Here is a 13418-nt window from a genome sequence, read left to right as displayed (position 1 = left end):
TTTTGATGATAAGTTGAATTTTTCGCAGAAGTTTCTAGTGTATTTATATTGTAATACACCATAAGGTTGCATGTAAATTGATGTTAGCACCATTTACGAGTTTATTCTTTATTGAATTACTTTTTACAAATCAAGTTTATAAGTTCGTCTTCTTTTAAAAATTTCTGGATTAAAATGTTTCCATAAATTTTGAATCGCAATATTGTCCTCAAGTTCTGGTGTTCTAATGCAGTTGGTGATTCCTTTTTGGGTAAAGGTGTCATAATATTGTTTGAAGATTATTGCGTGAACTCCTTTGTTTTGATATTCTGGAGCAACTCCTATAAGATAAAACAAAACCTCTTTACTCGTATTTCTAGCTTTCAACATGTGGTAAAATCCAAAAGGAAATAATTTGCCTTTTGCTTTCTGTAAAGCTTCAGCAAACGAGGGCATTACAATACTAAACGCTACTAAATTTTTGTCTTTATCTTCTACAAATAAAATGTATTCTGGATTGATAAAACTGATGTATTTTTTTTTGAAATATTCTTTTTGTGTATCGGTAATCGCCACAAAAGAAGATAAACTTGCATAGGAAGCATTAAATAAATCAAACATCTTATCTACATACGGCATTATATCTTTAGTTTTGGTAAAGTGTAACGCGGTTAACTGATAGCGCTTCTTTATCAATTCTTGAGCTTTCTCGAAAAATTCTGGTTTTACATTTGAAAAAGGAAAGCGGTTTTCTAAATACTCTTTTTCTTTGATGTAACCCAATTGTTCTAAATGTGTTTTGTAGTAGGGAAAATTGTACCAAGTTATCATCGAACCCATTTCGTCAAAGCCTTCGGTAAGCACACCAACTTTATCTAAGTTGGAAAACCCCATCGGACCTTCTACATATTCTAAATTGTTTTTTCGTCCGAGTTCGTATACTTTTTCAAGCAAAATCTTTGTTACTTCAAGATCATCTACAGTATCCCACCAACCAAATCGAACTTTTCGTTTCTGTTGATTATTTACTTCATCCCAATTAATGATTGCTGCAATTCGGCCTACAACTTTTTCGTTTCTGTAAGCAATATAAAAGGTTGCTTCTGCATTTTCAAATGCTGGATTTTTGGTTTTGTCAAAAGTTTCTAATTCGTCTTGAATTAATGGCGGTACCCAATAGGCATTGTTTTTATATAATTCGAAAGGAAATTTTATGAATTCTAATAATAACTTTTTACTATTGGCTTCAACAATTGTAATCATTACGGATTTGTTTTTTCTAGTTCAACTTCGTCTAAGCGTTTTTTCTTTTTGTCTTTATCTTTGCCTTTTTCCTTGTCTTTTCCTTTCTCTTGCTTTTTAGCTCTAATAATTACATCTTTATACTTCGTATCAGAACGCCATGAAACTCCAATTCCACCATAGATTAAAGAAGGTGTTTCTTTATAGTTTTTACTAAGTGAAGCGTCTATTTGTAAATTTTTATTAAGCAAATATGCTGCGCCACCAGTAAAAATTCCATCTGAATAATAATCGCCTTTAATGGCTTTGTTTTCTATAAATCCAGACCATCGGGCATTGAATCCTTTGGTTAATGTTAGTACATATCCTATAGACTGATTGTTAGTTGTAATTTTGTCCACAAAAATATTGGTTACAAACACAAATGCTCTAGGAAATATATGTTGGCTTATTATAATTACTTTCGGACTTATATTTTTAGTTTCTTCATTCGTATATAAAAACGGATTTTCACTGAAATTCAAATTTACTCCAGCATAAGCAGATACAGCGGGTATAAACTGACGCCATTTGAACTTGTGATTGGCTTTCCAACTCAACAAGTTTACTTTTTCTTCGTAATTTTTAAAAGGGTCATAAATTAAATATTTAAGTCCTAATGTGGTGTTTTTTAAACCGGTTCGTTTAATTGCTGATTCAAAGTTTTTATAAGTGTCGTTTTGGTAGTTTAGTTCCATTATGGCTTCAATCTGTTCCTTGAAAATTCCGTAACGAACATTAAAATCTATTCCAAAACCGTTCGCTGTGTAATCAAGTATATTGTGTTTTTCATTAAGGTAGTTTAAGCCACTCTCTAATTGAATTACCGTTTTACCAACGGCAAATGCCGACATCGATTCGCCTGGTCGATTAGAGTTTATCACATCAGTATACTGAGCAAAGTTGCTGTAAAATGTAAATAAAGAAACTAATAGGATAAACTGTTTTATTTTCATCGAATGGTTTTTAAGTTCTCAAAAATACTATTTTTCTTTACATTTTATTATTTATTTATGAAGTAAATGGTATTTTTAAATGTGTTAATTTAGTATTTTTGACAAAATTTAATTGTTATGGAAACAGCGAGCTTTCAAAGTTTAATTAAAACGCTATTTTGGATTATTGTTATATATTATGTTGTTAAATTTTTAACTAAGCTTTTTTTGCCAGTAATAGCCAAAAAAGTAGTTGAAAAAGCTAGCGAACAGTTTAAGCAACAGCAGCAACAATATCAAAATCAGCAGCAAAATACTTCAAATTCTAATCTAAAATCGGACAAACCTCGTGAAAAAAACAAAGTAGGCGAGTACATCGATTATGAAGAAATCAATTAGTATTGAATTACTAAACACATTTTACTATTTACAATTTACTTTAATATGAAGCAACTTCAAAAGTTTTATCCTCACTTGTTATCCGTTTTTGGATTTATCGTTATAGCACTTATTTATTTTTACCCAGTGCTACAAGGCAAAAAAATCTACCAATCGGATATTGTGCAATACACCGCAATGGCGAAGGAACAAAATGATTTTAGAGCTTCAGAAAATGCTGAACCTTATTGGACCAATTCAGCTTTTGGAGGAATGCCAACTTACCAACTTGGTGCCAAATATCCTAACGATTTCATCGGAGATTTAGATGATGCCTTACGGTTTTTACCGCGTCCTGCTGATTATCTTTTTCTCTACTTTTTAGGATTTTACGTCCTTCTGTTAGTTTTAAAAACCGATCCGCTCAAAGCCTTTTTTGGTGCTTTGGCTTTTGGGTTTTCAACCTATTTAATTATTATTTTGGGTGTTGGACATAATGCTAAAGCGCATGCTATTGCCTATATGCCATTGGTCATAGCCGGAATTTTATTGGTGTTTAGAAAAAAGTACACACTAGGTGGTTTACTTACGATGGTGGCTGTAGCATTGGAACTGAATGCCAATCACTTTCAAATGACGTATTATCTGTTGTTTTTGATTTTGTTTATCGGTATTTATTATGGTATAAAATTTATAAAAAATAAAGAATATTTGCCTTTGGCGAAAGTTGCCGGAACTTTTGCAATTGCACTTTTACTCGCTATTGGTGTTAATGCTACAGGATTGCTGGCTACAAAAGAATATTCTGAATTCAGTACACGTAGTAAAAGCGAATTAAAATTAGACGAGGAAGGAAAACCAAAAACCGATAATTCTGCCTTAAGTAGAGAATATATTACAGAATACAGTTACGGAATTGCAGAAAGTTTAAATTTGATTGCACCACGACTTTTTGGAGGAGCAAGCAACGAACCATTAAGTAAAGACTCAGAAATTGTAGCCTATTTACAACGTCAGCAAGTTGGGGAAGGCGAATATATTTCTGAACAACAAGCTACACAATATGCTGCGGATGGTATGCCTGTATATTGGGGCGATCAAACTAGTGTTGCTGCACCAGCTTATATTGGTGCTATCGTTTTCTTTCTTGCTGTTTTGGGTATGTATCACGACAAACGAAAATTCAAATATATTTTTGTAGCCGGTGCATTCTTAACTTTGTTGTTGTCGTGGGGAAAAAACTTTTTGCCTTTGACCGATTTCTTTATCGATTATGTACCGATGTACGACAAGTTTCGAGCTGTTTCTTCTATACAAGTTATCTTGGAGTTGTGTTTGCCAATTTTAGCAATTATAGGATTGAATTCATTTTTTAAACAGAAAGAAAATCAGTTCAAATCACTACAATATACTGTTTATACAACGTTGGGAATATTGGCACTACTCTTTTTCTGTAAATCGATGTTCAATTTTAGCGGTGCCAACGATGCAAGCTATGTTAAAATGTATGGTCCAGAATTTATGGAAGCCTTAAAAGCCGATAGAAAATCGTTATACTCTTCAGATTTACTGCGTTCTGGATTTTTCATTATTGTAGCTGCTGCAGTACTGTATTTTTATATCAAAAACAAGTTGTCAGCCACTACAACCATTGTAGTAGTGGGACTTTTTATGGTAGCCGATTTGTTTTTTATTGACAAAAATTATGTGAGCAGTAAAGATTTTGTTTCAGCACGAGAGGTTGATGTACCGTTTGAACCTACAACTATCGACCAGCAAATTCTTCAAGATACCACAGCGTATCGAGTTTTGGAAGTAGATGGAAATTTGTCAAGCTCTAGAGCATCTTATTTTCACAAATCTATTGGTGGTTACAGTGCGGCCAAACCTAAGCGCATGCAAGAGCTTTTCAACTATCAAATAGCCAAAAATAATAAGGAAGTTATCGATATGTTGAATGTAAAATACATCATTCAATCGGACGAAAAAGGAGAACAATTTGCTACAAAAAATCCAGATGCTAATGGCAATGCATGGTTTGTGAAGGAAGTAAAAATGGTAAAAACTCCAGATGAAGAAATGAAAGCACTAACAGGTTTAGATACTAAGAGTGTTGCTGTTGCCAATGAAAGTTTGTTTGGTTCATCATTTAAAAATGACCCTAAAACTTTTAAAGTAGATTCAACTGCGACTATAAAATTACAAAGTTATAAGCCTAACTATTTAAAATACAGTGCTACTAATAGTTATGAAGGTTTTGCTGTTTTTTCTGAAATGTATTACAAAGATGGCTGGAATGCCTATATTGACGGAAAAGCAACAGACCATATTAAGGTAGATTATGCTTTGCGCGGCATGACAATTCCAGCAGGAAAACATACTATTGAGTTTAAGTTTGAACCACAAGTTGTAAAAACAGGAAGTACTATTGCGTTAATTTCATCAATAGGAATGGTATTGCTTTTAGTTGGTGGAATTTATTTTGAAAGAAAGAAGAAAATGGAATAGCAAATCTAAATTTTGTAAATTTGATTAGTATTAATAAAAATGAAAGCAACAAAATTAAATCATGCTCATCCTTCAAATAATGAAGTAAGATATATTGAAGAGGTGCGAAAGATGACGCCGCAACAACGGTTTGAAAAATTAATGGCAATAATTGAGCTTTCTTATCTTTTGAAAACTGCAAAAAAAATATCAAAGTAATTAAATGAATAGTCAAATAATTGAAATTTGGAAGTATTTCTCTTTGAATAAAGTCAAATATTTGACAATTGGTGGATTTGCTGTGAATATATATGGATATGGAAGGAATACTGGAGATATTGATATATTTATTGAAGATACATTTGAAAATAGAGAAAATTTAAGAATAGCATTAAAGCAATCTGGAATTGGAGACTTTGAAAACATAAAAACAATGCAGTTTATCCCTGGTTGGACAGACATTACCTTGAGTTTCAATCTTCGATTAGATATTATGACATCTGTTAAAGGATTAGAAAACACCAGTTTTCAGCAACTTCTTGAAAAAGCGTATGTGGTAGAAATTAGTGAGATTCCCGTTTATTTTTTAGATTATGAAAATCTTATTATAACCAAAAAAGCTGCAAATCGTCCTAAAGACATTCTAGATATTGAGGAGTTAGAAAAAATTAATAGAAAATCTGATTCTTAAATTGAAAACGGAACAAAAAAAACTTTTAATCATCACTTACTATTGGCCACCAGCAGGCGGACCAGGAGTACAACGTTGGTTGAAGTTTGTGAAATATTTACCAGATTTTGGCATACAACCCATTGTTTATATTCCAGAAAATCCGACTTATCCAATTGTCGATGAAGGTTTGGTAAATGAAGTTTCAGATCAAGCAATTATACTTAAAAACAGGATATTTGAACCTTATCAACTCGCTGGATTTTTATCTAAAAAAGAAACTAAAAAAATAAGTTCGGGTATTATTCCTGCGGCTAAAAAACAAAGTTTTATTGAAAAAATCATGCTTTGGGTTCGAGGAAATTTATTCATTCCTGATGCTAGAATGTATTGGGTAAAACCTTCTGTAGCCTATCTTACAAAATACATTCAGGAACATCAAATTGATACAATTGTTACTTCTGGTCCACCACATTCTTTGCATTTAATTGGATTGAAATTAAAACAAGAACTAGGAGTAAAGTGGTTGGCCGATTTTCGTGATCCATGGACAACAATTGGTTATCACAAAGCCTTAAAATTATCGTCTTACGCTGCAAAAAGGCATAAAAAGTTAGAACATCTAGTTTTAAATTCAGCCGATACAATTATTGTTACTAGTAAAACTACTAAAACAGAATTTGAAGCCATTACCAAGCAACCGATTGAAGTAATTACAAATGGATATGATGTAGAAGCTGTTGCCAAACCAACTTTGGATGAAAAATTCACTATGGCGCATATCGGTTCATTCCTGTCGGATCGGAATCCGAAAATATTATGGGAAGTTCTGCATGAATTGATTTCTGAAAATGAAACATTTAAAACTCATTTTCAATTGAAATTGATTGGGAAAGTAAGTCAAGAAATCTTAGATTCTATTTCATACTACAAACTGGATGAATACCTCAATAATTTAGGATATGTTTCGCATGCAGAAGCCATAAAACATCAAAGAGCTTCGCAAGTTTTGTTGTTAATTGAAATTGATTCAGAAGAAACCAAAAGTATTCTACCTGGAAAATTATATGAATACATGGTTTCGGAACGACCAATTATTGCGATTGGACCTAAAGATTCTGATTTTGCCGAAATTATCACGTCCACCAATACCGGAGTTTTCTTTGAATATGATAAAAAAGAAAAATTAAAAGCAACCATTTTAAATTATTTTCATCTTTACCAAGAGCACAATTTAAAAGTGTATCCAGTTGGTTTGCAACAATACTCTAGAAAAAATTTGACTCAGAAATTAACTCAAATTCTGAATGAAAAATAAAGTACTTCTGGTAGTAATTTCACTATTTTTAACTTCTTGCGCGACTGTTTTTTCAAAAAAAGAATACGAGATGCATGTTACGTCAAATGACAAAAAAGCATCGGTAAAAGTCTATAATACTGAGTATAAACTACCAGCTATTATTACCGTAAGGCGTTCCAAAGAACCATTAAAAATGGTATTCACAAACGATTCTTTACAAAGAAATCTAACATTGCGCTCGCGATTACGTCCCTATTTTTTTATAGGAAATGCATTATTTTATCCGCCAATTTCACATATTATCGATTTGACTTCGGTAAAGAAATACTACTATAAAAATAATGTGTACATTAAAGTTCAGGATACAACAGTAAAATTTTCAAGTATTTCTATCGATAGAAAAATTACCTCAATTTTTACGCCATCGCTAAAAGATGAAACCGGGAATTTGAAACTTCATTATTCCTTTCCGAATGTCAATCAGTATTATTTTCAACCACGAGGAGAAACGAAGCATACTTCAACTGGGTTCATAGGAATATCAGGTGGATTGGATTATTTCTACAATAAAAATAGTTTTATAAGTGTTCAGGCAGATGCTAAAACAGACTTTTTTTTCTTTTTTCCACTTCCAGTTAGTCGTGATGGCGGAGAATATACTGCGACAAATGCTTATAATTTTTCAGCTTCAAATAACAGAAAATTGAATAAATTCAGTTACGGATATGGATTGAATTACGCAACGAACGTATGGAGGTATGAAAATGAATATTATGATGAATTGATTGATAGAAATGTGCGAATAAGAAAAACAAGAGTGAATCGAAATTTAGGTTTACATTTGAATAGTTATTTTTTTATTGCAAAGAATTTCTATATTGGAGCAGTGTATCAGCCATCAATTATAAATTTAGATTCGGGTGCAAAGTTGCAATACGAACATTCGATAAGCTTAGATTTTGCTTGGAAAGTAACTCTTTTTAATCTTAAATAAATAAATGGGAATAGTTCAAAATCAGTCGATTAAAAATACCATAATCACCTTCTTTGGATTTGGTATTGGCGCAATAAACGCTTTGTTTTTGTATACTACATTTCTTGGCAAAGATTATTACGGAACAGTTTCAACCATTCTTTCTGCAGCTAATATTATGATGCCGCTCATGGCATTTGGCGCTCATACTACTTTAATTCGTTTTTTTTCTCAATATAAATCACAAAAAGAAAGAGAAGAATTTTTAACGTTCATGTTGGTTTTGCCGTTGGCTTTTATTGTTCTGATATCCTCCATTTTCTATATTTTTTACGATTTTATTTCGCACCGTTGGATTGAAAAAAATCCGATTTTGAAAGACTATTTTTGGCTCATTCCAATTGTCGGTTTGTTTATGGCTTACTTCGAGGTGTTTTATGCTTGGGTAAAAGTACACATGCAATCGGTTATTGGAAATTTGATTAGTGAAGTGCTAATTCGTGTGGTTGTCATGTTGTTGCTGTTTGCCGTTTATTTCGGCTTCATAAGTAAATCAACATGTGTTTATGGTATTGCAGCGGCTTATTTTATGCAACTTATAGCTATGCTTTTGTATGCTTTTTCGGTTAAAAAACCAGTGTTGCGATTCGTGATTCCAGCTAATAGCAAAGAAATTTTTCAGTATTCGTTATTCATAATTGTTTCTGGTGGCGTTGCGGTGATGTTGGTCGATTTTGATAAAGTCATGATTCCGTTTTACAAAGATATAAGTCAAAATGCGCTGTATGCCGTTGCGATTTTTATCTCGACAGTCATTATTGTACCTTATAGAGCTATGAATCAGATTGTAGCGCCTATTACGGCGAAACTGATGATTGAAAATAAACACGATGAACTGAACGATTTGTACAAAAAAAGTGCAATTAATCTTCAAGTAATTGGCGGTTTCATTATGATTCTTATCTTCTTGAATATAAAAGAGTTGTACAAGATAATTCCCGATGAATACAGTGGTGGAATTTGGGTGGTTTTTATGATTGGTTTGTGCAAGTTTTATGATGTGTTGCTAGGTAATAACAACTCTATAATTGTAAACACAAAATATTATAAAACAGTCTTGTTATTTGGTGTTGTTACTGTGGTTTTAATGATTGTTTTGAATGCTATATTTATTCCTATTTATAATATTGAAGGTTCGGCATTTGCGACTTTAATAACGATTGCTATTTACAATACCATTAAGTTGTTGTATGTGGTTAAGAAAATGAATTTGTATCCGTTTACGATTAATACGGTGTATTCTTTATTGATATTGTTGGTTTGTTTTGTGGCTTTTTTCTTTTGGGATTTTACTTTTTATCCTGTTATAAATATTCTATTAAAATCGATTTTGGTTACGTTGCTGTACGTGTTTTTGAATTATAAATTGAAGATTTCACTTGAGGTAAATACCGTAATCAACTCGATACTCCAAAAGCTTCGATAGGTTTAGCCCAGATAGTAACGGAAATTGCGCAGGAAAAAACCAATGCATTTTTTAGTTTAAAAAAGCGACCCTAGAAGCTCTTTTTAAACTTTTAAAATGCTTGGTTTTGACAAGCAATTGCAGTGTAGAGCTGGATCTAGCTGCAAAAAAAATCCTAATCAGCTTTTCAGCGTCATAGGATTTTTAACCAAACTTAACCAACCAAATCTTTATTTTTTTTCTTCAATTTTTGCTCTTGTACCATCGGCTTTATAGTAGTAGTAATCGTTGTTGTTATAGGTTACTACTGGCGTATAAGTGTTGTTGGTATTGTACGCATAACCTTGGTATTTTCTTCCTTTTATACTTCCAACGGTATCTACTAGTTCTCCGTAACGGTTGTAGATGAGTTTCATGTTACCAATTTGGTCTAGCGCAAACCTGTTGTATTTCATGTACACAGTTCCAATTCTAGAAACTCTATCGTCGCGGTCGTAGTTGATAAAGGTGTTTCCAACTCTTCTAACTCTACCAAAGCTGTCGTGTTCTATTAAAACGCCATAATTTACTGGACGATTGTTTTTGTTTACAGCTGAGGTTCTTTTTCCTGCGCTTTTATAGTGATAATCTCCTTGAGAATCATCTGCTCGTGTGTTGAAATCGAAATCGCCATTTGGAAATACAAAAAATTCTATTCCTCTTTCGGTGAATGAGATTGGCTCGTCGAAACTCATTCTGGTTTTTAATACTTCATCAGTAATTTTGATTTCTGATGCGTTCGCAGCACTTCCTAACAGTAAAATGCTTGCTACTAAAAGGGTAATTTTTTTCATGATAAATCGAATTTAAAAACTTGCTTACTCTTTCGATTTTCGGCTTCTTCGATCAGATTGTTGTTCTGATGTAAGGTACATTTCAAGATGCGTGCCAAAGGATAGTAAATGAGATGTCAACGATTTGTTAATGAAAATTAACTAATTGTAATATAGATTTTTGAATGCGAAAATTCTTTTTTTTAGCTCAATAATTTTAGTACTTTTGTTTTTAATTATTCAAATAATTTCCAAATTCTATTATGAAATTCGTTACAACCAACTTAGTTTTCTGTTTTTTGTTTACTTTTTTTGCAAATATGTCGGTAGCACAAACCTACAATTCGGGTTATGCTTCGATAGTTAATCAATGTTCGCAAAGCAATATTACTACCAATTTGACAGAGTATGAAGCATTGGGTGTAAAGCGAAGAGGTACTGCAGCGTTGCAGAATACACTGGATTGGCTAAAAAACAAATACTTGAGTTACGGCTACACGTCAGCACAACTTCAGGAATATTCTTATACTTATACTGGTTCGACTGCAGTTTGTAAAAATCTAGTCGTCACCAAAGTTGGAACATTGTATCCAAATACTTTTTTAATTGTTTGCGGACATTATGATTCGATTGTTGGAACAGGTACTAATGATAATGGTAGCGGTGTGGTTACCATATTAGAAATTGCACGATTGCTACAAAATATCCCAACAGAATATTCTATAAAATTCATCAACTTTAGTGGTGAAGAAGACGGTTTGAAAGGAAGTCAAAATTTCGTTTCAACCGTAGTCAATGCAACAACGCCGAAAATGGATATTCGTTTGGTTTTTAATATGGATGAAATTGGTGGCGTTGCTGGAGCCAATAACAATACCATAACTTGCGAGAGAGATACAAGTACGCCAACTTCTAATAATGCAGCGTCATTGACTTTTACGAATCAAATGAGAAACTTGTTTCAATTGTACACGCCATTACAAACCGTTTTATCGTATGCTTATGCATCAGATTATATGTCGTTTCAAAGCAATAATGATGTGATAACAGGACTTTTTGAAACCAATGAAACTACTCACAAGCATACAGCTACTGATTTATTGGTAAATATGGATCCAGTGTATAATTATAATGTTGCGAAAGGTGCCATTGCATCAACCATGCATTTTGCGGTTGCTAATACCGCTACTTTATCTACATCAATTGATGCAACCGATTATAACGTTAGCTTTTTTCCAAATCCAACTAAAGATACTTTAAACATTAATTTAGGCTCAATTGCCGAAAAAAATTATACTTTTTCTTTAGTTGATGTAAACGGAAAAACAATTTTTTCTAAGGATTTTACTGATGCGAAACAAATTGAATCTGTTTCTCTATCAGGTTTTTCTAAAGGAATTTACTTAGGAGTTTTGACAACTGAAAAAGATAAAGTTTCTAAAAAAATTGTAGTAGAGTAAAAATAGTTGGCTTTAATTTTAAAATTTATTACATTTACTACATACAAAAAATAATAATTTTAAAAACATACTACTATGGCAAAAAGTCAAGATGCAAAGAAAACAGTTAAGAAAGAGCCATTGAAGACTGCAAAAGAAAAGAAAGCAGAAAAAAGAGATAAGAAAAACAGTCCTAAAAGAGACTAAAAATAAAACCCTTTCACTTACAAAGTTGAAAGGGTTTTTTATCATTTGTTATAAATTATCTGGAAATATTTTACCAGGATTTAAAATTCCATTCGGATCAAAAACATATTTTATTCGTTCCATCAATTCCAAATGGGTTTTCGAAAAGGCGATATCCATATAGTTTTTTTGAACAAATCCGATGCCATGTTCGCCCGAAATGGTTCCTTTTAAAGCTACAGTTAGTTCAAATATTTCCCGAATACCTTTGGTAACTTCGGTATTCCAATTCTCGTCGGTCATGTCGCCTTTAATGATATTTACATGCAGATTTCCATCGCCAGCATGTCCGTAGCAAACCGATTTAAAGCCATATTTAGCACCAATTTCTTTTATTCCCAAAAGTAGTTTTGGAAGTTCATATCGTGGTACCACAGTATCTTCTTCTTTGTAAATAGAATTTGCTTTTACTGCTTCGGCAACACTTCTTCGCATTTTCCATAAAGCATTTTTTTGGTCTTCGGTATCGGCAAAAAGAACGTCGTCAATTTCAAATTTCTCTACAACGCTCATTATTTTTTCGGCTTCTGCCATTAAGATTTCTGGATAATTTCCATCAACTTCAATTAGCAAATGTGCCTGAATAGTGTCTTTAACGTGGACATTTAATCCGGTTATGAATTTTAAAGTCCAATCGATGGCATCACGCTCCATAAATTCTAAAGCACTAGGAATAATTCCGGCTCTAAAAATTGCAGAAACCGCTTCACAAGCTTGATTGGCTTTGTAAAACGGAACCAATAACAATACATTGCTTGAATTTTGAGGTAATAATTTCAAAACAATTTTGGTAATTATACCAAGTGTTCCTTCGCTTCCGACCATCAATTGTGTCAAGTTATAACCAGTAGCATTTTTTAGGGTATTGGCACCAGTCCAAATAATTTCTCCGTTGGGTAGTACAACTTCTAAATTTAATACATAATCTTTAGTAACACCATATTTTACAGCTCTTGCGCCACCAGCGTTTTCGGCTACATTTCCTCCAATCCAGCAGCTACCTTGACTACTTGGATCTGGCGGATAAAACAGACCTTTTTCTGCCACAGCTTCACGAAGAACTTGGGTGATTACCGCTGGTTCAACAGTTACTTGTAAATTTAAGTCGTCTATGTTCATGATTTTATTGAAACGTTCCATAGAAAGTCCGATGCCTTGATGCAGTGATAAAGCACCACCACTCAAACCCGTTCGTCCGCCAATAGGTGTAACCGGAATTTTATACTCATTTGCCAATTTCATAATTTCAGAAATTTCAAATGCATTGGCTGGTTTTACAACTACGCTAGGCGGAAAAACATAATCTTCGGTTTCGTCGCGTCCGTATTGGTTGCGCGTATCTTGATCGGTAAAAACAAAACTGCCACCAATGATTGCAGTAAGTTTATCTATTATTTCAGGTGTTAATGACATTTATAGTAAATTGAATAGTAAAATTATATATTTAGATACA

At 32.8% G+C, this 13418-nt stretch carries 12 protein-coding genes; 8 read left to right on the top strand and 4 right to left on the bottom strand.

Going from position 1 to position 13418, the window contains the following annotated elements:
- Positions 1 to 123: 123 nt before the first annotated feature.
- A complete protein-coding gene (locus ACZ098_RS15670) occupies positions 124 to 1242 on the bottom strand; it encodes a GTP cyclohydrolase (RefSeq protein ID WP_487312710.1) in 1119 nt (372 codons plus the stop codon).
- Positions 1242 to 2216, bottom strand: coding sequence for a transporter (locus ACZ098_RS15665; RefSeq protein WP_487312709.1), 975 nt, complete (start codon positions 2214 to 2216; stop codon positions 1242 to 1244). Before ACZ098_RS15665 ends, ACZ098_RS15670 begins: the two co-directional genes overlap by 1 nt.
- Before the next feature lie 207 nt (positions 2217 to 2423).
- Between ACZ098_RS15665 and ACZ098_RS15660 the strand changes: the two genes are divergently transcribed.
- From ACZ098_RS15660 to ACZ098_RS15630, 7 genes are read left to right on the top strand one after another with little or no spacing between them, the layout of a single operon-like run.
- Positions 2424 to 2594 (top strand): hypothetical protein, encoded by a 171-nt coding sequence (locus ACZ098_RS15660; RefSeq protein ID WP_487312708.1) that lies wholly within the window; start codon positions 2424 to 2426, stop codon positions 2592 to 2594.
- Positions 2595 to 2639: 45 nt separating this feature from the next.
- On the top strand, positions 2640 to 5081 hold the full coding sequence (locus ACZ098_RS15655; protein ID WP_487312707.1) for a YfhO family protein: 2442 nt from the start codon (positions 2640 to 2642) through the stop codon (positions 5079 to 5081).
- 39 nt (positions 5082 to 5120) lie between these two features.
- Entirely contained in the window at positions 5121 to 5279 is a 159-nt protein-coding gene (locus ACZ098_RS15650; RefSeq protein WP_487312706.1) for a hypothetical protein, read from the top strand.
- A 4-nt stretch (positions 5280 to 5283) separates the two neighbouring features.
- Positions 5284 to 5751: a nucleotidyltransferase gene (locus ACZ098_RS15645; RefSeq protein WP_487312705.1), complete on the top strand. Its 468-nt coding sequence runs from the start codon at positions 5284 to 5286 to the stop codon at positions 5749 to 5751.
- A 1-nt stretch (position 5752) separates the two neighbouring features.
- On the top strand, positions 5753 to 7048 hold the full coding sequence (locus ACZ098_RS15640) for a glycosyltransferase family 4 protein (RefSeq protein WP_487312704.1): 1296 nt from the start codon (positions 5753 to 5755) through the stop codon (positions 7046 to 7048).
- Positions 7038 to 8024 (top strand): hypothetical protein, encoded by a 987-nt coding sequence (locus ACZ098_RS15635; RefSeq protein WP_487312703.1) that lies wholly within the window; start codon positions 7038 to 7040, stop codon positions 8022 to 8024. The genes ACZ098_RS15640 and ACZ098_RS15635 overlap by 11 nt, the downstream gene beginning before the upstream one ends.
- Positions 8025 to 8028: 4 nt before the next feature.
- Complete coding sequence (locus tag ACZ098_RS15630) at positions 8029 to 9489, top strand: lipopolysaccharide biosynthesis protein (protein WP_487312702.1); 1461 nt, start codon at positions 8029 to 8031, stop codon at positions 9487 to 9489.
- A 209-nt stretch (positions 9490 to 9698) separates the two neighbouring features.
- Here the strand turns inward: ACZ098_RS15630 and ACZ098_RS15625 are convergent, their stop codons facing one another.
- Positions 9699 to 10301: a hypothetical protein gene (locus ACZ098_RS15625; RefSeq protein ID WP_487312701.1), complete on the bottom strand. Its 603-nt coding sequence runs from the start codon at positions 10299 to 10301 to the stop codon at positions 9699 to 9701.
- Between the two features lie 299 nt (positions 10302 to 10600).
- Here ACZ098_RS15625 and ACZ098_RS15620 point away from each other — a divergent pair, with 299 nt between their 5' ends.
- Positions 10601 to 11740: a M28 family peptidase gene (locus tag ACZ098_RS15620; RefSeq protein WP_487312700.1), complete on the top strand. Its 1140-nt coding sequence runs from the start codon at positions 10601 to 10603 to the stop codon at positions 11738 to 11740.
- 234 nt (positions 11741 to 11974) lie between these two features.
- Here ACZ098_RS15620 and ACZ098_RS15615 read toward each other — a convergent pair whose 3' ends face one another.
- The gene (locus ACZ098_RS15615; RefSeq protein ID WP_487312699.1) at positions 11975 to 13378 is read right to left on the bottom strand and encodes an FAD-binding oxidoreductase; all 1404 of its coding nucleotides are present in this window, start codon (positions 13376 to 13378) and stop codon (positions 11975 to 11977) included.
- Positions 13379 to 13418: the final 40 nt, after the last annotated feature.

This window comes from Flavobacterium sp. SP2 (assembly GCF_057626655.1).
The sequence above is the reverse complement of the archived record's forward strand: the minus strand, read 5'-3'. Positions and strand labels throughout refer to the sequence as shown.